At 69.2% G+C, this 22,471-nt stretch carries 26 protein-coding genes; 12 read left to right on the top strand and 14 right to left on the bottom strand.

The genetic code is table 11. The features are described 5' to 3' along the window. Positions 1-42: 42 nt before the first annotated feature. Positions 43-795 carry a class I SAM-dependent methyltransferase gene (locus CcI49_RS10940; protein WP_241839994.1) on the bottom strand — a complete coding sequence of 251 codons (753 nt, stop codon included), beginning with the start codon at positions 793-795 and terminating at the stop codon, positions 43-45. Positions 796-912: 117 nt separating this feature from the next. Here CcI49_RS10940 and CcI49_RS10935 point away from each other — a divergent pair, with 117 nt between their 5' ends. Continuing rightward, the gene (locus CcI49_RS10935; RefSeq protein ID WP_083473501.1) at positions 913-1,323 is read left to right on the top strand and encodes a metalloregulator ArsR/SmtB family transcription factor; all 411 of its coding nucleotides are present in this window, start codon (positions 913-915) and stop codon (positions 1,321-1,323) included. Continuing rightward, entirely contained in the window at positions 1,320-1,796 is a 477-nt protein-coding gene (locus tag CcI49_RS10930; RefSeq protein ID WP_054568489.1) for an SRPBCC domain-containing protein, read from the top strand. Before CcI49_RS10935 ends, CcI49_RS10930 begins: the two co-directional genes overlap by 4 nt. Positions 1,797-1,989: 193 nt before the next feature. On the opposite strand, the gene CcI49_RS10925 is transcribed toward CcI49_RS10930, so the two are convergent. The 4 genes from CcI49_RS10925 to CcI49_RS10910 form a co-directional block, all read right to left on the bottom strand. After that, positions 1,990-3,237 (bottom strand): DUF6596 domain-containing protein, encoded by a 1,248-nt coding sequence (locus CcI49_RS10925; protein WP_076826122.1) that lies wholly within the window; start codon positions 3,235-3,237, stop codon positions 1,990-1,992. 30 nt (positions 3,238-3,267) lie between these two features. After that, on the bottom strand, positions 3,268-3,678 hold the full coding sequence (locus CcI49_RS10920) for a YciI family protein (protein WP_076826120.1): 411 nt from the start codon (positions 3,676-3,678) through the stop codon (positions 3,268-3,270). Between the two features lie 178 nt (positions 3,679-3,856). Then, positions 3,857-4,243: a VOC family protein gene (locus CcI49_RS10915; RefSeq protein WP_054568492.1), complete on the bottom strand. Its 387-nt coding sequence runs from the start codon at positions 4,241-4,243 to the stop codon at positions 3,857-3,859. A gap of 145 nt (positions 4,244-4,388) precedes the next feature. Then, the gene (locus tag CcI49_RS10910) at positions 4,389-4,730 is read right to left on the bottom strand and encodes a MerR family transcriptional regulator (protein WP_054568493.1); all 342 of its coding nucleotides are present in this window, start codon (positions 4,728-4,730) and stop codon (positions 4,389-4,391) included. 63 nt (positions 4,731-4,793) lie between these two features. Here CcI49_RS10910 and CcI49_RS10905 point away from each other — a divergent pair, with 63 nt between their 5' ends. Next, positions 4,794-5,687 carry an LLM class F420-dependent oxidoreductase gene (locus CcI49_RS10905; RefSeq protein ID WP_076826117.1) on the top strand — a complete coding sequence of 298 codons (894 nt, stop codon included), beginning with the start codon at positions 4,794-4,796 and terminating at the stop codon, positions 5,685-5,687. Here CcI49_RS10905 and CcI49_RS10900 read toward each other — a convergent pair. Continuing rightward, positions 5,677-6,087 carry a nuclear transport factor 2 family protein gene (locus tag CcI49_RS10900; protein WP_063793182.1) on the bottom strand — a complete coding sequence of 137 codons (411 nt, stop codon included), beginning with the start codon at positions 6,085-6,087 and terminating at the stop codon, positions 5,677-5,679. The two genes, CcI49_RS10905 and CcI49_RS10900, sit on opposite strands and share 11 nt — an antisense overlap. A gap of 193 nt (positions 6,088-6,280) precedes the next feature. Between CcI49_RS10900 and CcI49_RS10895 the strand changes: the two genes are divergently transcribed. Both CcI49_RS10895 and CcI49_RS10890 read left to right on the top strand, forming a co-directional pair. Then, the gene (locus tag CcI49_RS10895) at positions 6,281-6,889 is read left to right on the top strand and encodes a TetR/AcrR family transcriptional regulator (protein WP_076826114.1); all 609 of its coding nucleotides are present in this window, start codon (positions 6,281-6,283) and stop codon (positions 6,887-6,889) included. 120 nt (positions 6,890-7,009) lie between these two features. Continuing rightward, positions 7,010-7,813, top strand: coding sequence for a phytanoyl-CoA dioxygenase family protein (locus CcI49_RS10890; RefSeq protein WP_054568496.1), 804 nt, complete (start codon positions 7,010-7,012; stop codon positions 7,811-7,813). Positions 7,814-7,993: 180 nt separating this feature from the next. Here the strand turns inward: CcI49_RS10890 and CcI49_RS10885 are convergent, their stop codons facing one another. Further along, a complete protein-coding gene (locus tag CcI49_RS10885) occupies positions 7,994-8,380 on the bottom strand; it encodes a helix-turn-helix domain-containing protein (RefSeq protein ID WP_054568497.1) in 387 nt (128 codons plus the stop codon). 140 nt (positions 8,381-8,520) lie between these two features. On the opposite strand from CcI49_RS10885, the gene CcI49_RS10880 reads away from it, so the two are divergent. Beyond that, on the top strand, positions 8,521-9,192 hold the full coding sequence (locus CcI49_RS10880; protein WP_076826112.1) for an NAD(P)-binding domain-containing protein: 672 nt from the start codon (positions 8,521-8,523) through the stop codon (positions 9,190-9,192). A gap of 64 nt (positions 9,193-9,256) precedes the next feature. Here CcI49_RS10880 and CcI49_RS10875 read toward each other — a convergent pair whose 3' ends face one another. Continuing rightward, complete coding sequence (locus CcI49_RS10875; RefSeq protein ID WP_076826262.1) at positions 9,257-10,345, bottom strand: epoxide hydrolase family protein; 1,089 nt, start codon at positions 10,343-10,345, stop codon at positions 9,257-9,259. A gap of 104 nt (positions 10,346-10,449) precedes the next feature. Here CcI49_RS10875 and CcI49_RS10870 point away from each other — a divergent pair, with 104 nt between their 5' ends. The 3 genes from CcI49_RS10870 to CcI49_RS10860 all read left to right on the top strand — a co-directional run bounded on the left by CcI49_RS10870 (position 10,450) and on the right by CcI49_RS10860 (position 13,600). Continuing rightward, positions 10,450-10,923 carry a MarR family transcriptional regulator gene (locus CcI49_RS10870; RefSeq protein ID WP_076826111.1) on the top strand — a complete coding sequence of 158 codons (474 nt, stop codon included), beginning with the start codon at positions 10,450-10,452 and terminating at the stop codon, positions 10,921-10,923. Positions 10,924-11,024: 101 nt separating this feature from the next. Continuing rightward, positions 11,025-11,930 carry an SAM-dependent methyltransferase gene (locus CcI49_RS10865; RefSeq protein ID WP_076826109.1) on the top strand — a complete coding sequence of 302 codons (906 nt, stop codon included), beginning with the start codon at positions 11,025-11,027 and terminating at the stop codon, positions 11,928-11,930. A 239-nt stretch (positions 11,931-12,169) separates the two neighbouring features. After that, complete coding sequence (locus CcI49_RS10860; protein ID WP_076826106.1) at positions 12,170-13,600, top strand: glycosyltransferase 87 family protein; 1,431 nt, start codon at positions 12,170-12,172, stop codon at positions 13,598-13,600. A 263-nt stretch (positions 13,601-13,863) separates the two neighbouring features. On the opposite strand, the gene CcI49_RS10850 is transcribed toward CcI49_RS10860, so the two are convergent. Beyond that, positions 13,864-14,076: a hypothetical protein gene (locus CcI49_RS10850; RefSeq protein ID WP_076826104.1), complete on the bottom strand. Its 213-nt coding sequence runs from the start codon at positions 14,074-14,076 to the stop codon at positions 13,864-13,866. A gap of 492 nt (positions 14,077-14,568) precedes the next feature. Between CcI49_RS10850 and CcI49_RS10845 the strand changes: the two genes are divergently transcribed. From CcI49_RS10845 to CcI49_RS10835, 3 genes are all read left to right on the top strand, one after another. Further along, positions 14,569-15,432, top strand: coding sequence for a helix-turn-helix transcriptional regulator (locus CcI49_RS10845; protein ID WP_054568502.1), 864 nt, complete (start codon positions 14,569-14,571; stop codon positions 15,430-15,432). Next, positions 15,429-15,692 carry a DUF397 domain-containing protein gene (locus tag CcI49_RS10840; RefSeq protein ID WP_054568503.1) on the top strand — a complete coding sequence of 88 codons (264 nt, stop codon included), beginning with the start codon at positions 15,429-15,431 and terminating at the stop codon, positions 15,690-15,692. Before CcI49_RS10845 ends, CcI49_RS10840 begins: the two co-directional genes overlap by 4 nt. A 600-nt stretch (positions 15,693-16,292) precedes the next feature. Continuing rightward, positions 16,293-16,505: a hypothetical protein gene (locus tag CcI49_RS10835; protein WP_054568504.1), complete on the top strand. Its 213-nt coding sequence runs from the start codon at positions 16,293-16,295 to the stop codon at positions 16,503-16,505. A gap of 319 nt (positions 16,506-16,824) precedes the next feature. On the opposite strand, the gene CcI49_RS10830 is transcribed toward CcI49_RS10835, so the two are convergent. From CcI49_RS10830 to CcI49_RS10810, 5 genes are all read right to left on the bottom strand, one after another. Then, entirely contained in the window at positions 16,825-17,088 is a 264-nt protein-coding gene (locus tag CcI49_RS10830; protein WP_006545474.1) for a hypothetical protein, read from the bottom strand. 136 nt (positions 17,089-17,224) lie between these two features. Next, the gene (locus CcI49_RS10825; protein WP_076826101.1) at positions 17,225-18,469 is read right to left on the bottom strand and encodes a hypothetical protein; all 1,245 of its coding nucleotides are present in this window, start codon (positions 18,467-18,469) and stop codon (positions 17,225-17,227) included. Positions 18,470-18,554: 85 nt separating this feature from the next. After that, on the bottom strand, positions 18,555-19,712 hold the full coding sequence (locus CcI49_RS10820) for a glycosyl hydrolase (protein ID WP_054568636.1): 1,158 nt from the start codon (positions 19,710-19,712) through the stop codon (positions 18,555-18,557). Positions 19,713-19,723: 11 nt separating this feature from the next. Beyond that, positions 19,724-20,773, bottom strand: a complete 1,050-nt coding sequence (locus CcI49_RS10815; protein ID WP_054568506.1) for an NAD-dependent epimerase/dehydratase family protein — start codon at positions 20,771-20,773, stop codon at positions 19,724-19,726. Further along, positions 20,770-21,906 carry a DegT/DnrJ/EryC1/StrS aminotransferase family protein gene (locus CcI49_RS10810; protein ID WP_054568507.1) on the bottom strand — a complete coding sequence of 379 codons (1,137 nt, stop codon included), beginning with the start codon at positions 21,904-21,906 and terminating at the stop codon, positions 20,770-20,772. The genes CcI49_RS10815 and CcI49_RS10810 overlap by 4 nt, the downstream gene beginning before the upstream one ends. Positions 21,907-22,471 lie beyond the last annotated feature (565 nt).

Raw genomic sequence — 22,471 nt, 5'->3', positions numbered from 1 at the left:
CTGTCGTGGGCCGACTGGCTGGATGGGACGGAACGGGCCACGTCAGCCGGCAGCGGCAGGCTTCTCGAAGACGAGTGACGGGGTGCTGATCCGGTCCGACCGCGGCTCGGTGGGGTTCGGGAGGCCGCGCAGCGCTTCCAGTGCCGGCTCGACGACCGACGTCCACCGGGCCGGGGGGACAGCCCATAGATGCGACCAGGTCCGCAGCTCGATCTGGCGGGCGGACTCCAGCGGGGTCGAGGGATGTCCCGAGTCGACGAGGGTGAGGCCCGCCGCGTGGCGCAGGCCGGCGTGCTCGGCGAGGCGGGTGACGGCCTCGGGGTCGTCCCGGCGCGGCGCCCCGCCGCTCAGCTCGGCCTGCATCGCGCCGACGATCTCGGCCACGTCGGATCCGCCGTGCTTCCCGCCCCCGACGAACGCGAACCGGCCGCCGGGACGCAACACCCGGGCCACCTCGGCCAGCGCCGCGCCCGGATCACCGACCAGGTGGATCACGTGCACGGCCACACAGGCGTCGACGGCTCCGGCCCGGAAGGGGATCGCGGTCGCGTCGGCGCGCAGCACCCGGCCGGGCAGCCGCCGGGCGGCGTGGGCGAGCATCCGCTCGGAAACGTCCACGCCGGCCACGGACCATCCGAGCCCGGCGAACCCGGCGGAGATCAGGCCGGTACCCACGCCGATCTCCAGCAGTGTGCCGCCGCCCAGGTGCGGCGCGAGCGCACCGGCCACCCGGCGCCCGCGTTCCTCACCGCCGCGCGTCTGGTCGTAACGGTCCGCCATACGGTCAAAGTTCACAGACTCGGACACGCCGTGAGGCTACGCGGTCGGCACCCGCACCGGGACCTGGAGTGACACGCCGGCCGAATACTTTGCCCTTGCACTAAGTATCTCGACACGGCAATACTTAGCTTCATGGCACAGTATTCGGCGGAGCTCGACGGCGTCTTCGTCGCCCTCGCCGACCCGACCCGGCGCGGCGTCATCCGGCGCCTCGGCCAGGGACCGACGAGCGTCGGCGACCTCGCCCGCGAGTTCCCGATGACCCTTCCCTCGTTCATGAAGCACGTACGCACCCTCGAGTCGAACGGGCTGATCCACACGGTCAAGTCGGGCCGGGTGCGCACCTGCGTGCTCAACCGTGAGCGCCTCGCGCTCGTCGACGACTGGCTCGGCGAGCAGCGCCGGCTCTGGGAGGCACGCACCGATCGCCTCGAACGCCTCGTCACCGAACACCTCGTCGCCGAACACCTCGTCACTGAACCCCCTGTTCCCGAACAGCCCGTCACCGAACGCCTCATCGACGACCCGGAGGAGAACCGATGAACCCCGACCTGGACCTCACCCTGGAGCGGGTCATCCGCGCCCCCCGTGCCGCCGTGTGGGGCGCGTGGACGGACCCGGCCCGCTTCGAGAAGTGGTGGCTGCCCGCGCCGACCCTGTGCCGGGTCGAGCGTCTGGACGTCCGGCCCGGCGGTGGGCTCGTGACCCTGCTCAGCGACGACGGGGTGGAGTTCGTCCCGCATATGGACGCGACCTTCCTCGTCGTCGACGAGCTCGAGCGCATCGTCTTCACGAACGCGATCGACAGCGCCTGGCGGCCCACAAACCCGGCACCGGTCGCCATGACCGCGGAGATCATCCTGGCGGACCATCCAGACGGCACGACCTACCGGGCCGTCGTCCGCCACGGCGACCCGGCCGCCCGAGCCCATCACGAGGAGCTCGGTTTCTTCGACGGCTGGGGCACCGTCACCAAGCAGCTCGCCGCGGTCGCCGAAAGCCAGGCTGCCCGGTAAGGATCGTGCGCCCGACCGCCCCGCCACACCCGCAAATCGCCCCAAATGAGCAAAGAGCCCGCCGATTCACCTGGCAACCCGCAAGAGTGAAGAATTCTGGTCGTCGGAACGACCGAAATCATTCACTCTTGCGATTCGCCAAACCGGGCTGCCGGGCCCCGGGCCACCGGGCGTGCCCGGGCCGAGGCGGCGCTCACCGCCGCAGCTGTTGCCGTACCCGCGCGGCCTCGCGGATGAGATGGTCACGCTCCGGCACACTGACGGCGGTGCGGGACGCCTCGGCGTACCGCTCGGCGGCGGTGGCGAGGTCGCCGGCGCGTTCGTGCAGGTAGGCCGTCACCGCGGCGTAGCGGGGCAGGTCCGGGCGCACGTCGGCCAGCGCTGCCAGCCCGGCCCGCGCCCCGTCCGCCTCGCCGACGGCCACCGCGCGGTTGAGCCGCACCACCGGGCTGCCGGTGAGGCGCAGCAGTTCGTCGTACCACTCGACGATCTGCACCCAGTCCGTCTCGGCGGTGCTGGGCGCGTCCGCGTGCAGGGCGGCGATCGCGGCCTGCGCCTGGTACTCACCCAGCTGGTCGCCGGCCAGCGCGGCCTGCAGGATCCGCACCCCCTCAGCGATCATGCCGGTGTCCCAGCGTGACCGGTCCTGTTCGGCGAGCGGCACCAGGCGGCCTCCCGGGCCGGTGCGCGACGCCCGGCGCGCGTGATGCAGCAACATCAGCGCGAGCAGCCCCGCGACCTCGGGATCGGCCGCCCGGGTCCGGGCCGGGCTCGGGGGCGGGGCCGGGGCCGGGGCCGGAGGCAAGGTCGGGGTCGGAGGCAAGGTCGGGGTCGGGGTCGGGGTCCGGCGCACGGTCAGGGCGGCGAGCTGGCGGGTCAGCCGGATCGCTTCGGCCGCGAGGTCCACATCACCGCCGTATCCCTCGTTGAAGACCAGGTAGAGCACCCGCAGCACGGTGGCGAGATCGCCGGGCCGGTCGAGCGGCAGCCCGGCGATCCGCCGCTTGGCCCGGCTGATTCGCTGCGCCATGGTCGATTCCGGGATGAGGTATGCCGCCGCGATCTGCCGGGTGGTCAGGCCACCGACCGCACGCAGCGTCAGGGCGACGGCCGCAGCGGGCGGCAGGGTGGGGTGCGCGCACAGGAAGAAGAGCCGCAGCGTGTCGTCCTCGGCGGGCACCGGGCCGGCGGGTGGTTCGGCGTCGACGACAAGCTCGCGGCCTCGCCGCGACGCCTCGGCGCGGGCGGCGTCGAGGAACCTGTGCCAGGCGACCGTGACCAGCCAGGCCAACGGATCGCGCGGCGGATCGTCCGGCCAGGTTCCGAGCGCCCTGATCAGGGCCTCCTGCACGGCGTCCTCGGCCGACGCGAAGTCCGCTCCGCGCCGGACGAGGACACCGATCACCGCGGGCACGAGCTCCCGCACCAGCTGCTCGTTCACCCAATGCCTGCCGTTACTCGACGCCTGCCGTTATTCGGTGACGGTCTTCGGTGGCTCGGTGAGGAACGGGCGGACCTCGAGCCACTCGTGGATCGGCTTCCCGCCTGGCCCGGGAGCGGCGGAGAGCTCCCCGGCCAGCTGGAGCGCGCGGTCCCCGGAATCGACGTCGATGATCATCCAGCCGGCGATGAGATCCTTGGTCTCGGCGAACGGTCCGTCGGTCACCGGCGGTCGCCCCTCACCGTCGTACCGGACGAAGGTGCCTTCGGGTGCCAGCGCCGCCTCGCCGACGAACTCGCCCGACTCCTTCAGCCGGTCCGCGAAGTCGCGCATGTACTGGATGTGCGCATCGACCTCCTGCGGCGTCCACTGGTCCATCGGTGCCCAGTCCCAGGTGGGGGCCGGGCCGCCACGGTAGTGCTTGATCAGCAGGTACTTCACTCTCGTCCTCCTGGTACGTCGCGTGGCCTGCCCTGGCCACTCATGCCCCTGGGACGGAGCCGGCACCGGTTTCTCGACACCCCGGCGAAAAAATTCCGCCGTTCGATCACAGGGCTGTGGGCGGAACCGACGCCCCTCCCACAGCCCCGGCGAGGCTACGAGACCGGCGCTCCCCGGCTCAGGACGCGAAGCCGTAGGGGCGGGTGATGATCTCCATGCCGTGCCCGGACGGATCGAGGAAGTACAGACCGCGCCCACCGTGATGGTGGTTGATCTCACCCACCTGCTTCATATGCGGATCCGCATAGTAGGTGATACCGGCCCGCCGGATCCGGGCGAAGGCTGCGTCGAACTCCTCGTCCGAGATGAGGAAGGCGTAGTGCTGCATCGTGATGGAGCCGTCGGGAACGGTGGCGAAATCGAGAGTCACGCCGTTACTGGTGGAAACCGGGATGAACGGACCCCATTCGGCTCCGACCGCAAGCCCCAGAATTTGCGCGAGGAATTCCGCTGACTCGCGCTTGTCCCGTGCATGGACAATGGTGTGGTTCAGCTCGACTGACATGACTGGAGTGCCTCCAGAGGCATCTCAGCACCTCCATGCCTCACCCTGCCGGTGACCGACACGCGATGCGTCCCTCGATCTTAGCCGACCACCTCCGGCTTTCCTGGCGTCGCACCGCCGCACCACCACGCGGGAGCGCGGAGCGTCAGGCTGTGAGCATCGCGGAGATCATGCCGCGGGCGTGTTCGAGCTGTGCGGCCTGCTTGTCGAGCCGAGCCAGCTCGCGGCGCAGTGTCGCCGAAAGCTCGGCGCACGGGACGACTCTCGGCGTCGCGTCAAGGGTGCAGGGAAGCACCCGGCGGATCGTCGCCACCGACAACCCGGCGCCGAGCAGCGCCTGGATCCGCGCAACTGTCTCCACCGCGGACTCCGGGAAATGCCGATAACCGTTCGTGCCACGGTCGGCTACGAGCAGGCCGTGCTGCTCATAGTGGCGCAGCGAGCGGACGCTCGCGCCGGATCGCTGTGACAGCTCACCGATCCGCATCCGGCACCGCCTTCACCGTCGCACTTGACCCTCACATTGGTGTCAGACTTTACGGTACGAGCCATGGACATCGGGATCTTCACCGGAATCACGGACGAGCAGATCAGGCCGGCACCGCTGGCCCGGGCGGTCGAGGAGCGGGGCTTCGAGTCACTGTTCGTCGCCGAGCACACCCATATCCCGGCCCGGCGGGATACGCCGTACCCGGACGGGGCGGAGATCCCCCGCGACTACTACCGCAACCTCGATCCGTTCGTGAGCCTGGCAGCCGCCGCGGCCGTGACGACCCGACTGCGACTGGGCACCGCGGTCGCGCTGGTGGCCCAGCGCGACCCGATCCTGCTCGCGAAGGAGGCCGCCAGCCTCGACCTGATCAGCGACGGCCGGTTCGAGCTGGGTGTGGGCGCCGGCTGGCTACGCGAGGAGATACTCAACCACGGCACCAGCCCGGCGACCCGGGTGCCACTGCTGCGGGAACGGCTGGCCGCGGCGAAAGCCATCTGGACCACCGAGCAGGCGGAGTTCCACGGGCGTTTCGTCGACTTCGATCCGATCTTCCAATGGCCGAAGCCGGTGCAGCGACCGCACCCACCAGTGTGGATCGGAGGTTGGGGCCCGACCACCTTCGACCGGATCGTCGCTGACGGCGACGGCTGGCTCGCTCCCGGCATCGCGGTCGATCTGCTGACCCGAGGGGTCACGGAGCTGGCCGAGGTGGCAGACCGGGCCGGAGTGCCCGCACCGCCGGTGATCGCGACCCTGGCCGATCCCGACGAGGCGACCATCGAGAAGGTCGCGGCCCTCGGGGTCCGCCGCATCCTGTTCAGCCTGCTTCCGGTCACCGACGCCGAGACAACGATGCGCGCCCTGGACCGCCTGGGCACTCTGGCCCGGCGGGCCGACCCGGCCTGGTTCCAGCCCAGTTCCGGCCCAGTTCCGGTCCGGCCTAGGGGCTGACCGAGTCGGGGCGAATACTGGCCAGCAGGGCGGGGAGCTGCCCCAGCGCGGCGGCCATACCGAGGACATTCTGGTATTCGCGAAGGTGGACAATCCGCCCGTCGCGGACCCTGAGTACGAGAAGAAACGACTGCGAAGCGCGCTGGCCGGTGGTGGTCACCGTCCCGGCCAGGTCGTACTCGACAATTATCACCTCCGGGTCGGCGGTGTCGTGGATGACAACGTTGCGGAACCCCTCGAAACGCACCGGCAACGGCACGCTCTGCGCCGAGGTGAACGCCTTGAACGACTCACGCCCCTCGAAGCGATTCGGCATGCCCGGACGGGCGAACGGGAACTCGATGACCACATCATCGACATACAGCTCGTCGGCGATTTCAGGGGCGCCGCCGAGCAGCATCTCCTGAAATCGAGCAAAAGCGTCACGCGGACCGGGGTTTCGGACAACGGAAGGCGACACCACGTGCGATCCCTCCAGCTCGGTGGTGGGCGACCGCCGGCAGCACAGGGCAGCCGCCGAGCTAACATGAGTAGAGACTCAGAATATAGTGAGTCACGACTCATGTTGTCAACGCGAACCGGGGACGTCACCCATGAGCACAGACAGGCCCTCGGCGGCCCCCCGCGACGGCCGGCCGGCGAGCCAGGGCCTGCGTGCGGACGCCCGGCGTAACCGAGCACGCATCCTGGATGCCGCCGAGGCCGTCTTCGCCGAGAAGGGCGCCTCGGCGTCGACCGAGGAGGTGGCCCGACGCGCCGGGGTCGCCATCGGCACCGTCTTCCGGCACTTCCCGACCAAGGAAGCCCTGCTGGGGGCGCTCGTCGGCGACCTCGTGGAGCGGCTGGGAGCCGAAGTCGAGGTCCTGGTCGCCGAAGGTGACCCCACCACCAGTCTGTTCACCTTCTTCACGGGCATGGTCGAGCAGGCGGCGGCGAAGAAGACCGTCGTCGACCTTCTCGCCACCTCCGGAATCGACCTGCCGGTGGCCAAGCCCGTCCACGCGCTGCGGCAGCCGATCGAGGCGCTCCTCACCCGCGCCCAGCAGGTCGGCGCCGTGCGGGACGACGTCCGCATACCGGAGGTGCTTGCGCTCCTCACCGCCGTCTGTCAGGCGGCCCTACGCGGTGACTGGGACCAGGACCTGCGCACTCGAACGCTCACCGTCGTGTTCGACGGTCTACGTCCGCTCGGGATCCGATGACGCGGGCCCGATGACGCGGATCCGTCGGCCTTCGGGCACGAAGAGCCACGAGAGGCCCGGTGGCGAAATTCGTTTGAGCGATCGAGACCGGTCGGCGATCGTCTCGGGCGGAGGTGGTGCATGGTGACCGCGGCGCCGACGCTTGCGGAGGAAGAGATTCAGAGCTTCGTGGATGACGGGTTCGTCCGGGTGCCCGAGGCGTTCCCACGAACGTCGGCCGACGAGGGCCGGTCGATGCTGTGGCGGATGACCGGCCTTGACCCCGACGATCCGGCGACCTGGACAAGCCCCGTCATCCGCCTCGGCGGAAGCGCCGAAGCGCCGTTCCACGAGGCAGCCAACACGACACGGCTTCGCGGCGCCTACGACCAGCTCGTGGGGCCCGGGCGGTGGCTGCCCCGCACCGGCCTGGGTACCTTCCCGATCCGGTTCCCCCACCCCGACGACCCTGGTGACGCCGGCTGGCACATGGACGGCGGCTATCTTCCACACGGTGCGACCTGGCCCTGGCTGAACATCAGATCACGTGGCCGCGCGCTGCTGATGCTGTTCCTGTTCTCCGACGTCGGCCCCGACGACGCCCCGACCCGCATCAAGGCCGGATCCCATCTCGACGTCCCGCCCTTTCTCGCACCCGCCGGCGACCAGGGCCGGGATGGCCTGGAGCTGTGCCGGGAGATGGACGCGGCCGGCAGGCTCGACAGCCCTGACCGCCCGACGGCTCTCGCGACAGGTCAGGCTGGCGACGTCTACCTGTGCCATCCGTTCCTCATCCATGCCGCGCAACGGCACCGCGGGGCCGTTCCGCGTTTCCTCGCCCAGCCGCCGCTCGACCCGGCAGGCCTGCTCGACCTGGACCGCGCCGACGGCGCCTACTCCCCGGTGGAGCTCGCCGTCCGCCGCGGCCTCGGCACCGGCGTCTGACACGTCGCACCGGTGGCGGTGGCGAGCCGGTCACAGAATGACACCGGCCAAGATCAGTAATCGACGGGCGGACCTCCGAGAGCCCGCTGGTTCGACGACCCGGTTTGACGAGTCGCAAACGTGAAGGATTTTTGTCGTTCCGACGACCAAAATTCCTCAGTCCTGGGCCGAGAGCTGGCGTCAGCTTCCGCTGGGTCGCAGTTCGGCCGTGCCTTCCTGAGCCTCCAGCAACTGGTCGCCGTGTTCGGTTATCCAGGCCGCCAGCGCCCGCATAGGTCCGTCCACGAGGCTGCGCCCCAGCGGTGTCAACGCGTATTCGACCCGCGGCGGGGCCTGCGCGAAGGCGCGGCGCTCCACCAGGCCGTGCGCGCACAGCCGACGCAATGCCTCGGTCAGGACCTTGTCGCTGATCCCACCGATCGCGGCGCGCAGCTCGCGGCGCCGGCAGGCGCCCGACTGCAGCGCCGCGAGCACGACCGGGTCCCAGGTGTGGGCGAAAAGCTCGGTCGCGGCCCGCAGCCGGCAATCCACGATCAGCCGCTCGCAGTGGTTCCCGGGCTCGCTCATCCTCTACATCGTCGCAGGATTCGCACGCACCGATCGGTGCGTGACGGATGCCTAGCGTTCGTTTTCGACGCGCGTTTCCGCGCAGAGCGCAGAGCGCGGAACGCAGAGCGCAGAGCGCGGACGAGAGGGGACCGGAGAGCATGCGAATCGGGATTCTGGGAACGGGCGGTCTGGCCGAGGGCCTGGGGCGAGGCTGGGTCCAGGCCGGGCACGAACTGGTGATCGGCGGCCGGTCCCGCGCGAAGGCGGACGCGCTCGCCGAGCGCCTGGGCGGGCCGACCCGGGCGGGCACCCCGCGGGAGGCCGCCGCGGGCCGTGACGCGGTGCTGCTCGCCGTGCTGTGGGAGGGCATCGAGGACATTCTGCGCAGCGCCGGCGCCGCCGACGGCCAGCTTGCGGGAACCCCGCTGATCGACCCGACCAACGCGGTCGAGCACGGCGTCGGTGTGCTGCTTCCCGAACACCCTGGCGGCGCGGCCGGCCAGATCGCCGCGGCGGCCCCCGGAGCGCACGTCGTGAAGGCGTTCCATCTCTTCCCGGCCGACCAGTGGACGCGCGCTCCCGGCAACGGCGACGGCGACGGCGACGGCGCCCCGGGGCCGACGGTGGCGATCTGCGGCGACGACGAGACGGCACTGCGGATCACCAGCGATCTCGTCCGGGATGTCGGTGGCGTGCCGGCGGTGCTGGGGCCGCTCAGCCGGGCGCGTCAGCTCGAGGAGGTCGCCGGTTTCGTCATCGGGCTGGCGTTCGCGGGTGTTGATCCCGCCTCGGCCATCCCCCACGTCCCGTCGGGTGCCGTGGCTGCCTGATCAGGTACCCGCCTGGCCAGGTACCCGCCTGACGACGGCGGCGTTCACAGGCTCAGGAAGGCGTTCACAGGCTCAGGAAGAAGTCCCGGATGTCGGCCGCGAGCAGTTCAGGCACCTCGAGCCCGGGGAAGTGACCGCCGCGGTCGGCCTCCGTCCAGTGGGTGATCGGCAGCCGGCGCTCGGCGTACGGCCGGACCGAGCGGGTGATGTCCTCGGGCAGGACGAGGACACCCACCGGCTGGACGGTCCGCCACGACGGCGGGCCGCTGGTTTCCCGGTGCAGGCGCGGCGCGGTGCCGCCGGTGCCGGTCAGCCAGAACAGCGTCACGTTGGTGAGCACCCGGTCATCACTGATCGGGAAATCATCCGCCGCCCACATCGTCATCACGTCGAGCAGCCAGGCGAGCAGACCGACCGGCGAGTCGTTGATCGCGTAGGCCACGGTCTGCGGCCGGGTGCCGTTGATCTGCCGGACGCCGGGCTGGGCCTGCAGGTAGGCCTCGGTCTGCCTGAGCCGCTCCTGGTCCTGTGGGGTGAGCTCGGCACGGTCCGGGTCGCCGGGAACCGCCGGGGTCGGCAGGTAGTTGAGGTGGATACCGACGACGTGCTCGGCGTCGTGGGCGGACAACGCCCGGGAGATCGCCGAGCCCCAGTCACCACCGTGAGCGCCGTAGCGCTGATATCCCAGCCGGCGCATCAGCTCCGCCCAGGCCCGCGCCACCCGGTCGACATCCCAGCCGCGCTCGTGGGTGGGGCCGGAGAAGCCCCAGCCTGGAATCGAGGGGACGACCACGTGGAAGTCGGCCGACAGCGGCCCGATCACGTCGAGGAACTCCACGATCGACCCGGGCCAGCCGTGCGTGAGCACCAGGCCGAGCGCATCCGGCCGCGGGCTGCGCACGTGCAGGAAGTGGATTCGCTGGCCATCGATCTCGGTGACGAACTGCGGGTAGCTGTTCAGCTCGGCTTCCGCGGCACGCCAGTCGTACCGGTGGCGCCAGTGGTCGGCCAGCTCCCGGACCCTGCCCAGCGCCACGCCGAACTCGTCACCGACGCCTGGCAGCTCGTCGGGCCAGCGGGTGCGGTCGAGGCGGGCGTGCAGGTCGTCGAGGTCGCTCTGGGGTACGTCGATCCGAAAAGGCTCGATCGTCATCGTCCGCTCGATCATCATCGTCCACTTCCGTTCGCCTGACTAACGTTTATGTTCCCAACGGTAAATCGTTGGGAACACCAACGCAAGCGCCTAGGATGCGGTCCATGCCGGAGCACGACCACCACGCGCCGATCAACCCCGCCGCCGTCCCCGCCCGCCTGCGGTCACTGACCAGCCGACTCCTCGGCCGCGGCGCACTGCACGCGGAGCGGATCTCGAACGCCCATCTCGCCACCGCCGGCGCGACCCGTTGGCACTACTCGGCGCTGGTCACGCTGCGCGACAGCGGCCCGGCGAGCCAGGCGGCGCTGAGCGAACGCACCGGCATCCACCGCAGCGACATGGTCGCGGTGCTCGGCGGCCTGGCTGACGCCCGATATGTCGAACGGACCCTCGACCCCGCCGACCGCCGCCGCAACATCGTCACGATCACCCCCGCCGGACGCGACCACCTGAGTGCCCTGGACCGACTCGTCGACGAGTCCCAGGAGGAGCTGCTCGCGCCACTCACCTCAGCCGAACGCGCGGAGCTTGTCCGCCTCCTACGGCAGCTGGACGATCACCACTCGGCCCGCTGAGCACCCCGACCCGTCACAACCAATCGCGACACACCCCGCCAGATCATTGAAATTAATTTCGTTTTGTGTTAGCTTGAAAAGCTGTCGGTAGGTTCATTCGCATGCCTACGGATGATCGACCCAGCCAGACCGCGCTCACCGCTGCCGCTGCCCGGGCAGCCCATCTGCTCGTCGATTCCGAACCATTTCTGTTCTCGGACCCGCTCGCATCGACGATGCTGGGCGAGGGCGCCGATGACCTTATCGGTTATCACCGCCTGTACGGCTCGCATCTGGTACTCGCGAACGCCCGTGCCATGGTGACCACCCGCGCCGGCTACACCGAACACCGACTTCGCCAGGCGATCGAACGCGGAACGACCCAGTACCTTCTGCTCGGTGCGGGCCTCGACTCGTTCGCCTACCGATCGCCGCTGGCCGCAGGCATCACCGTATTCGAGGCCGACCAGGCCGCCACCCACCGCTGGAAAATCGCGCGACTGGCCGAGGCCGGAATTCCGGTGCCGGAAAATGTCAGGTTCCTGCCGATCGACCTCGGTTCCGAGCCACTGGACGCCCTGCTCCGCGACGTCGGGTTCAGCTTCAGCCGGCCCGTCTTCGTGGGTTGGCTCGGCGTCACCTTCTATCTCACGCGCGCCGCGGTGGAGGAGGTGCTCCGAGTCGTCGGCACGCTCGCGCCGGGAAGCGAGATCGTGCTGGAATACATGCTTCCCGATGGCGTGCGCGATACCGATGGCCAGGCCTATGTGGAAGCGGTTGCACCGATAGCTGCCCAGCAGGGCGAGCCGTGGCTGACATTCCTGCACCCCGAGGAGGTCCACGCCCTGCTGGCACGCCACGGCCTCGCGATGGTCGAGGACGTCGGACCGGTCGAAGCGCTCGGGAGCAGGCTGTGGGCGAACCGGCAGGACCCGCTGCGGGTCACCGGCCTCTCCAGACTCGCATACGCGGCCGTCGGGTCCGCTACGACGGCTTCGGCCGACCGGCCGGGCAGCCAGCCGGAATAGTTGCACCACGAACAGTTGTCGGCCGTTGCCTTCCCTGCGCCCCGTCGTTGGTATTTCGGCGCCGGAGACCTCCAGCGGCTCATAGCGGACCCCGCCACACCCACCGGCCATTTCGGGGAATACAGTTCCTTCGGGCCTGACCGGGATCCACCCGGCAGCGAGTGTGCCCGAAGGTCGCCGTGGCGACCCCGACAGGTGCGCCGTGAGATTCACGCGGCCCACTGACCGGGGGGCCAGCTGTGGAAGACGCATTGCCGGGAACTCTGCGGCGGATCCAGCCCCGGATTGCGTTTCGCGTCGTCGGGATCGCGCTCGGACTCGTCTTCACCAGCGCTTTCCTCTACTTCGCCGTGACAAGCAGGCTGGTGGACCTCGCGGTCTACCGCCTGGGCGGCGCCGCGGTCCTCGACGGCGCGGATCCCTATGCGCGGCTGCAGCCCGATTCCGGGCTCCCGTTCACCTACACGCCTTTCGCCGCCGCGCTCTTCGCGCCGATCTCGCTTCCGCCGCCGTGGGTCGCCCAGACTCTGTGGACCACCGCCCTGCTGGTCAGCCTCTACTTCTTCGGCGCGGTGTCGATGGACGCGCTGTCGAACGAGGCGGTGCGGCCCCGGCCCAGGTCGGATCGGCGCGGACGGATCCTGACCCACGGGGCTGTCGCCGGTTTCGCGCTACTGCTCGAACCTGTTCGCAACACCTTCAGCTTCGGCYAGATCAACACGATCCTCGCACTCATGATCATGGTTGATCTCTTCGGTCGGCTCCGGCTCCTCCCGCGCGGCACCCTGGTGGGCATCGCTGCCGGGATCAAACTGACGCCCCTCATCTTCCTTCTGTACCTGCTGTGCGTCGGCAGGTGGCGTGACGCCATGACGGGCACGGCCGCGTTCTGCGTCACCGTGGCGGTCGGGTTCGCGGTAAGCGCCGGCCCCTCGACCACGTTCTGGACGCACACCATGCTGGACGCGGACCACGTGGGCGGCGTCCCGTACGTCGGGAACCAGTCGCTGCTGGGCGTGCTGTCACGCCTGCTGGCAGGCCAGGACCAGGCACAGCCCCTCTACCTGCCGATCGCGGGGCTGTTGCTCGTCACCGGGCTGGCCGCCGCGGTGTTCCTGTGCCGCACCGGTCAGCCGTTGCTGGGCGCCTCGACCTGCGCCCTGACCGGGCTGCTCGTCTCACCGGTCTCCTGGAGCCATCACTGGGTCTGGCTGGTGCCGCTCCTGCTCTGCCTGTTCGCCGACCCGGCCAGACCGCCCTGGGGCCGGGCCGCGGCGCTGACCGGCTACTCCCTGGCTGCCCTTGCGCCGATCTGGTGGGTGCCTCGGGGCGACAACGTCGAGTTCACGCACAATGCCTGGCAGACCGCCTGCGCGAACAGCTACTTCGCGGCGGCGCTCGGCCTGTTGGCGGCGCTGCTCCTGTTCTGCTGGCGGCGCCTGTCCCGCTCACGGCGTGGCTGGGGCGATCCRCACTGCGCGGATCCGTACGGCGTTGATCCGTACGGCGTTGATCCGAACGACGGCGCCCCGCTCGGCGGTGCTCAGGAGGCCGTGACCTGCCGGCGCAGCCGGTTACGCGGACGTGGGCTGACCGTGCCCGGGGGCGGCGCCGACGGTGGCACGAAGGTCGACGGCGGTACCGGTGCCGGCGAGGGCGGTAGGCAGTAACCGTACTCGACCTGGCGCCGCCAGACCGTCAGCCGGCAGTGGTCCGCGCTCACCGTCCAGGTGCGGCGCTCGGCACGGTCCTCCACCTGGATCGGGCCGACGGTCGCCGATTCGGCGGACCGCAGGTGCGCCCAGGTATGAGCGTCCTCCCAGCCGGCGAAGGTGCCGACGAGCTCGCCGTCTCCGTCAAAAACCAGGAATCGTCGGATCATCATTGATCATCCTCGCTTCTCCCCGCCGTTCGGGCGGTTTCACCACGCATTTCACCGAAGCCCACGGACACCGGTCGGCGACAGGAAGGACAACGGCGCGACCAGGTAGTCCACGTAGTGGTTCTCGACCGCGAACGCATCCGCTTCGGATGCGGAGTCAAAGGCCAGGACGATTCGCCGTGCGCGACGCGCGCCCCCGGAGAGGAGGATCACCCCGAACATCGACGACGGGTCGAAATCTCCGCCCTCCACCGGCCGTGGCATCGCCGGCCGGACTCGTCTGCCACAGCCGGATGCGGTACGCGAATAACGATTCAACGGGACTCCAGTTCTGCTGGGATGCCCGCACCGGCGGACACACGCCGCGATCGCTGAGACGATCAGAGTGGCGGACCCCTGCACCAGCCCACCCGGAGGGCTGCACCGGCCCATCGGGGCAGCCGAAGCGCACGAGGTACCCGGGGCGCCCGGGGCCGCGTCGAGCCGTGGCTACCCAAGCCGTCCCGACCAGCACCGACGCTCCCCTTGGTAGGTCTATTCATCGACAACATCTCACCCAGGAGCTGGATTTCGCCACTCAAGGTGAGCACCGCTTCTGCAGCATGGAGCTTGCACCACGCATATGCAAGGTCTTGTGTGATGGTTTCGCTACAGATTGCGCACTATCTATGCGATCAGTTTGTGGATGCGTGACGAAATGCGTCCCCACGATCGCCACTCAGTGGGCATCGCGGACGAGTACCCCAGGAGGGCGCGGTGACAGCGAGGAACAGCGGTCCGACCGTGCGCCGTCGTCGACTCGGCGCGGAACTGCGCCGGCTGCGGGAGACCGCGGGCATCGAGGTCGAACAGGCCTGCGAAGCACTGCGCTGCTCCACGTCCAAGATCAGCCGACTGGAGAACGGGCGAATACCCGTACGCACCAGGGATGTCGCCGACCTGCTGGCGCTGTACGGGGTTCCTGACGGCGAGCACCGCGCCGCGTTGCTCGCTCTTGCCCGCGAGTCCCGGCGGCACGGCTGGTGGCAGGCCTACCAGGATGTCGTCCCCGCCTGGTTCGAGGTCTACATCGGCCTGGAGGCCGATGCCTCCTCGATCAGCGTCTACGAGCCGCAGCTCGTCCACGGCCTGCTCCAGACCGCAGACTATGCACGGGCGGTGATGCGGGCAAGCCTGCCGGAGGCCTCCGACGACGAGATCGCACGCCGGGTGGCACTCAGGCTTGACCGGCAGTCACGGCTGCGCGACGAGAACCCACCCCGACTCTGGGTCATTCTCGACGAAGCCGTGCTCCGGCGACCGGTGGGCGGGACCACCACCATGAACCGCCAGCTTCAGCAGGTCGCCCAGGCGGCCGAGCTCCCGAATGTCACCGTTCAGGTACTTCCCTTCGCTGTCGGGGCACATGCCGGGCTGGGCAGCACGTTCTCCGTTCTGAGCTTTGCGGATGAGACGGATCACGATGTGGTCTATATAGAGAAAGGGGCTGGAAGCCTCTACCTAGAACGCCCTTCCGAAATTCGCCGCTATAGAGTCAGGCTCGATCATCTGATGGCGTCCGCACTGAGCCCGGCGGACTCCCTGGTCCTGATTTCTGACGCTTCGGAGGATTTTCGGTGAATACGTCCAGAAAACCGACAGTGGCGGACCCGGCGACGCTGGAATGGATCAGGAGCCGCCACAGCGGAGGCGAGGGCGGGATGTGCGTGGAGGTGGCGCACATCGACGGCGGCGTCGCCGTCCGCGACTCGAAGGCTCCCCTCGGCGCGATGCTCCTCTTCAGCGGCGCCGAGTGGGGCGCCTTCCTCGCCGGCGTTCGGGACGGCCAGTTCGACGACCCGCCGGCCCTACGCACAGTCACGGCCATCGACCGCCCCTGAGGAGCGCTCGCCCGACGCCCGACCGGTGACGGGCACACCGGCCGGTACCTCGACGGCCCCGGCGGTTCGCGGCTGCCGACGGCCCGCCGGCAGCCGGCCCCGCGGAAACCGCCGCTTCGACCTGCACCGCACGCGGGTGCCCGGGCTGGCGGAGTCCGGAGCGTCCCGCACCGGGCAGCACCGCCACGAGGACGCAGGTGGTCGTTCATCGCCTCTTGCGTAACCGGCCACCGTCACGCACTCTGTAGATGTTCACCCGGTCATCATTGACTGAAGGTGACAAATGTTGCGRCTATGTAGCGTTGAGGATGGGCTCCGCTCGATGGGCTCAGCTCCACCACGGCGCCCATCTCGTAGCGGAGGAGCGATCCCGTGAAGGCCACCGAACGCGCACCGGCCCGACTGCGGCGCTAGCCAGACCGTCACGCCCTTTTCCTCGTAGCGGCGCGCGGTCCGGGCTGTCCGCCCACCGCCTCGCACCGCCGTAGTCGCGTCTCCACCGGGTTCCGGCGAGTCCGGGTCCGGTCGAGTCGGGGTGTCCACTCCGCCGCGGTTTTCGTAGTAGTCCGCCTGTTCCCCTGGTACCGGGAGGTGATTGCCGTGGCCACCGCCACGACCAACCTGCTGAACACTCCTCTGCCCGATCCACGTGTGGAGCGGGTACGGCGCACAGCCCTCGCCGCCTACGTCGACGGGAAGATCAGCTTCGCGCAGGCCAACTCCCGGGTCCGCAAGGCCATCGATCGCTTCACGCCCACCGCCGGCGCCCACCAGGGCAGCACGGCACTGGGCTCCGAAGCGCTGGGGCTCTGAGGCGCGGGACCTCTGGGGCGCTCAGGTTCTGAGGCGCGGGAGCCCTTCGCGTGTCGCCGCACACCGGGTGCCGGTTCCTGAAGGCCAACAGCGCAGGAGCCGGCACCGCGGAACCATCGCAGCGGCATACCAGATCAGAAGGGGCGAGCCGCCGCGAATACAGCTCTATCCGTAGAGCCGCTCACGCGATGCGCACTTTCAGAAACTCTTGGTAACTCTCCAGATGCCGTGCGTGAGATAGTCGTCGTGGCCGGCCGCCCGGGTTCACCCCCCGATCGCCCGGGCGCCCGGCCGTCCACGCCACTGCGGTGGCAGCGAGTCAGTGCAGGGCAGGCGGCTCGGCCCGAGCCTGATCCTGCTCCAGCGCCACTCGGCTGAGCGCCGCGGTCCAGCGGTGGAAATCGATCAGAGATGCCCGCGGCTCCTGCCGCCACAGGGCCTGCGTGACATACGCCGACAGCCCGTTCGGACCCACCCGGCGCAACACGACGTCCAGCAGGTCGCTCGGCAGGCTGACGGAGACGACCTGATATCCCTGCTCCTGGTGGCCAGGATTGCCGAACCCCGAGCCGTCCGCATACATGCGACCCACCAATCCCGGCCGAGTGYGGCTCTCACCGACCGACAGAACCGCCAGACACGACAGAACCACCAGACACGACCGAGTCACCAGACACGACCGAGCCGCCGAACATTTCAGACACAAAATCCATCTTTACTCAGCCCTGCGCACTCCGCAATGGGTCGCGAACAAGTCCGAACCGGTCACCGGAACCTGCTTCGGGACCCCGTCCCTGGGCGCCCCGCGGTACCGAACCACTGCCGCCCAGGCGGGGGCCGCCCGGCGACGCCGATCCCGGCCAGCCCTCGTCGTCCTCATCGGTGCCGTCGAAACGCCGGTAGCCGCCCTCGCCCCCCATCGAGCCGTAGTTGGCACCGGCTCCCACGACGGTGTCGGCCGAGTGCCGGCCCCCGGAGCGCGCGTCGCCGCCCGGGTACGTGCCACCTGAGTGCGTGCCCCCCGAATGCGTCTCGTCCGTCGGCGCGTCTGCCGGCGCCTCCTCGTCCTCGATCGACCGGTTGGCAGCCGAGCGGTCCCGGCCGAGCGCGGCGATACCAGCCGCGACCAGAACCAGCGAGATGACGAACGCGATCAGGCGCGGGCCGTCCGGCGCGGGCTCGTCGAACAGGGTCAGCCCGAGTGTCACGGGTAGAAAGGCCGAGACCCCGCTGGTCACCGGAAAGGCGATCACCGCGGCACGCCCCTGCAGGCCTCGTTGCTCCAGCCCGAGCGCCAGCACAGAAAAGAGCACCAGGAGATACGGCGTGGGCGTCGACAGCAGGTCGATCAACGTGGAGTCACCGTTGCGGCGTTCGTTCACCGCCAGGCCGATCTGCCGGGTGGCCAACGTCGCGATGGCGTAGCTGACCCCGGCCGCCAGCCCGAAGCCCAGCGCCGCGCCCGCGATCTGTTGTCGGGCGGAGGCCAGGTTCGCACCGAAGGCACACAGCAGCGAGAAGATCAACCCCAGCACCAGGAACGCGAGCAGTACGTCGTTGCCCGCGGGACTTCCGACCTCGGCGTGATGCTGGAACGCATAGGCCAGCAGCACGACGCCGACCACCATGAGGCCCACCCCGCTCCAGCCGCCCCGGCTGATGTGCTCCCCCAGGAGCCGGCGGGCCAGCAGGGTGAACACGATCATGTCGAGCGCCATGACCGGCGCCACCAGGGCGAYCGGTGCCACGGACAGCGCGTAGACCTCCAGCAGGAACGACCCTGCCTCGACGGCAAGGCCGACCAGCCACAGCGGACGGGTCGCGAGACGCGCAAGAAGCCCCAGGCCAAGCCCGGTTCCGGCCTCCTCCCTGCGCGCGGCCATCGCCTGGATCAGCGGAGCGACCCCATACAGGGCCGCGGAGACGACGGTTGTGGGCAGCCCGACAACGAGCGCCGTGTTCATGCTCGGCTCACCCCCGCAGCGTCCCATCCGCCTATGACGGCATCCGAGCCGGGGTAGGTCACCCCGACCCGGGTAACTCGCTGCCTCACCAGTTGGCGCCCAAGCCCACCTGTGCAAGAGCCGCACCGAATGCCTGCTCCCACGCCTGGGGGGTGCCGACAACGCGCTCCGAGGGCGGCTTGACCCGATCCAGGCAGGCCAACGCCGACCGGGTCAGGGACAGCGAATCCGTACTCGTCACCTCGGCGTGACCGCGGTCGAGCTCCTTCTGGAGGTTGTCCCGCCCATGCCCGGGCACGACGTCCATCAGCAGCAGATCGCGCCCGATCACACGGGCCTCACTGCAAGTGTCTCCCGAAGAGGTGACCACAAGATTACTGGCAGCCATCAGCTCAGGAATCCGGTTGGTAAATCCAAACGGGATCACCCGGTGGTCTCGTTCCGCGAGCGCGGCGAGCTGGCCGGCGAGCTTCTCGTTACGCCCGGCGACAGCGAGGACCCACACACCGGCGGCGGCAAGCGCCTCGGCCGCCTCCACCAGCGGGCCCAGGCCCCAGGAACCGGACATGAGCAGCACGCACCGGCTCTCCAGCGGAATACCGAGACTGCCCCGGGCCTCCTCCTGGGTCGGCGGGTCGTAGAAGGGCGTCCGCACCGGTGTCGGCACCACGGCGACCCGTGCCTGCGGCGAGAACCTGCGCACGTAGCGGGCAGCGGTCTGGGATGTCACGAGGAACAGGTCGGTGTTCTCCTGAACCCAGATCCGGTGCACACAGCAGTCGGAGGAGAACACGGCGGTAACCAGGCCCGGGAACTCCGGCTTGAGCCGGCTGACCGCCGCCGCCGCGGAGGCGAAAATCGAGATGACCATGTCCACCGGCTGGGCCTGCAGGTCCTCACGCAGGCGCGGCACCAGAAACCTGCTGGACGTCTGCTCGATCGCGCGGGCGACGCGGCCCCCGGTGCGGAGCTGGGAGAAATGTAGCGCGTCGTAGACACCGGGAATGGCGATCAGGCCACGGAAGACGTTCTGCCCCAGCGCACCGTTACGACCATCCGTCATCCGCAGGCTGTCCGCCGTGCGGGTGGTGAACCCGCGGCGTTCCAGCGAGGTCGTGCAGGCCTCCGCCATCACGTCGTGGCCCATTCCAAGTGAGCCGGAGAGCAACAGCACGTTGCCTCTCCGCGACTCGGCCCCGCTTTCCGCAAGGGTCTCGCTCACAGTTCCACTGATCTCGTCCATCTTCGTCACGCTCACTCCGATGAGGCCGCGGAGACGCCGAGATCCCCGACGGATGGCGCAGCCGCCGCAGGTGGCTGCCGGTTTGCCTGATACCACTCGATGTACTGCCGAACCCCGTCCCGGAACGGCGTTGTCGGCCGCCAGCCGAGAAGGTCCGCCGCACGTTGCGCGGAGATCTCCCGGCCACGGAAGTCCCCCGGCCGGGCGGGAATGCGCTCGATCGCCACCGACGGGAAGTACGCCTGGACAGCCTGCGCCATCTCCAGCACACTCACCCGCTCGTTGCCCTCGAGCGCGATGGTCGTGTTCTCCGCGGCATCCGCGAGCGCGAGCACGTGCGCATCCGCGAGATCACGAACGTAGACGTACTTCCGGAACTGCCTGCCGTCACCCGCGACGGTCAGCGGGCGGCCGGCCATCGCGTTGTTGACGAATCTGGCAAGCACCAGCTCGTCGCGCATACCGGGGCCGTAGGGGATGCCGTACCGCAGGATCGTGAACGTGAGCCCGTAGGTCTGCAGATAGCTCTGCAGCAGCAGTTCGGCCGCCAGCTTGGTCGAGGTGTAGACATGCCCGGCGCGGGCGAGCACGATCTGGGCGTCCTCGGTGAGCGGGTCGGGTTCCGGGCCGTCGGCATGCGGCGAGGGCGGCGGGATCCGGCCGCCTGACGGGTCCGAGAGGTCGGTCAGGTCGGCGGGGTCGGCCGCGGCTCCGTAGACCCAGACAGTGCTGGCGAAGATGACGCGCCTGACACCGGCGTGCCGGGCCGCCTCGCAGACCTTGCCGGTGCCCTCGACATTGAGGCGGACCGTGCGCACCGGGTCCGCGAAGGCGAAGTCGACGTTGGACATGCCGGCGATGTGAAAGACGACCTCGACACCGGCGAACGCGTCGGTCAGCGCCTCGAGGTCCAGCACGTCGATCTCGCGGTAGACCGCGCGCGGATCCGGCCGGGAGCAGGTGGCCAGGTCAAGGGACAGGACCTCGTGGCCGGCGTCGAGCAGACGATCGACGACGTGACCGCCGATGAAGCCGGAGCCTCCGGTGACGGCGATCCTCATCGCGCCGCCCCGTCCAGTTCCAGAGCGCGCACAACCGCACGGAAAGACGCGATGACGTGCTCGACCTCCGCCTCGGTCATGTCGGAATGCAACGGGAGGCACACGTGCCGGGCACAGATGTCCTCCGCCACCGGCAGACCGGACCGCGCGAACTTTTCGAAGACCGGTTGCCGATGTAGCGGAACCTCGTACACCTCGCCTGCAAGCGAAACTCCGTGACCATCTCGCAGCTCCAACTTCACCCGGGCACGATCAGCGCCCGGCGGAAGAAGGACCGGATACTTGTAGTAGTTAGTCACTCCGCCCTCGACCGCACGCGGCCGGTCCACCCCCATCTCGTCGATCGCCAGGTCGTAGCAGGCAGCGACGCCACGCCGGTGGTCCAGGAACCGGTCGAGGTGACGCAGATGCACCCGACCGGTCGCCGCGTGTACCTCACTCATCCGCCAGGCGTATCCCTGCCTGATATGGATGTTGCCGAGAAATCCAGCCTTGCCCTGGTCCCGATAGACGAGAGCCTCGTCACGCAGGCGCTCGTCCGCGGTGACGACCATTCCACCCTCACCGCTTGTAATCAGCTTGGTCGGATAGAAGGAGAACGATCCGGCGACTCCGAAGGAACCGGCGCACCGGCCGGCGAGGCTTGATCCGTGCGCGTGCGCCGCATCCTCGACGAGCACGATCCCACGCTCATCGAGAACAGCTCGCAGTTCGTCAATGTCCGGCGGAATCAGCCCACCGATGTGCACGACGACCACCGCCTTCGTTCGCGGGGTCACCGCGGCCAGGACGGTCTGGGGGCTCAACGCGAACGTGTCCGCACTCACATCGGCGAAGATGGGGGTTCCGCCCGCCCGCAGGACGGCGAAAGCAGTGGCCGCAAAGGTGTTCGTCGGCACGACGACGTCGAATCCGTCCACGTCGACACTTCTGAGGATGATCTCAAGCGCGGCCGTTCCACTGTTCACTGCAACGGCGTACGGAGCACCGTGTGCCGCGGCGAAGGCCGCCTCGAATTGTTGGGTCTGCCTGCCAAGAGTCATTGCGCCGGTCGTGAGTACCTCGGCCGCGACTGACGCGACCTCCGCACGGTCTTCCTGCGAGAACACGATGCGCGCCGCGGGGACCTGCACCAGTTCACCCCCTAGGTCAACAAGGCCAGCTGCCTGTAACCGACCGCATACGCAATGCGATCGGCTCTGCACGCTACCGGCTCGCCCCCAGGCCGGCTCGCAACGTCGCGAAACCAGACCATCCGACTGATCAAAACCAAAGGTCCGACCCGCCCGGATCGCGTGTATTTGCCCCCACCTTGCTGTTGGAAGGCTACAGACCCCGTGAGCGGCACCCGCCACGACTTTCATAGCCCGGCCGAGTGACCCTCGACCACGCCTCGCAGGTGAGCTCCACCCCCGACGCAATTCCAACCCAAAGCGACGACACATATTGCCTATGCGACGAACGAAGGCCAACGCCAGCCGAGTGCTGCCCAACCGGGGTCGACCGCATTCGTATCGTCATCATCATGATGATGGTAGGTCACCGAATGGGTTCGCCCGATCGGTGTCGTACACACGACGATCGTCACCGTTCCGACCTCCCCGCAGCGGCGATACCGAGCTGATACCGACTCGATCCTGCAAGCGGAACGGGCGACCGAACCAGTGCACATGTCGTACTGGCCGCAGCGATCGGCAT

This window comes from Frankia sp. CcI49 (assembly GCF_001983215.1).
Lineage (GTDB): Bacteria > Actinomycetota > Actinomycetes > Frankiales > Frankiaceae > Parafrankia > Parafrankia irregularis.
The sequence above is the reverse complement of the archived record's forward strand: the minus strand, read 5'-3'. Positions and strand labels throughout refer to the sequence as shown.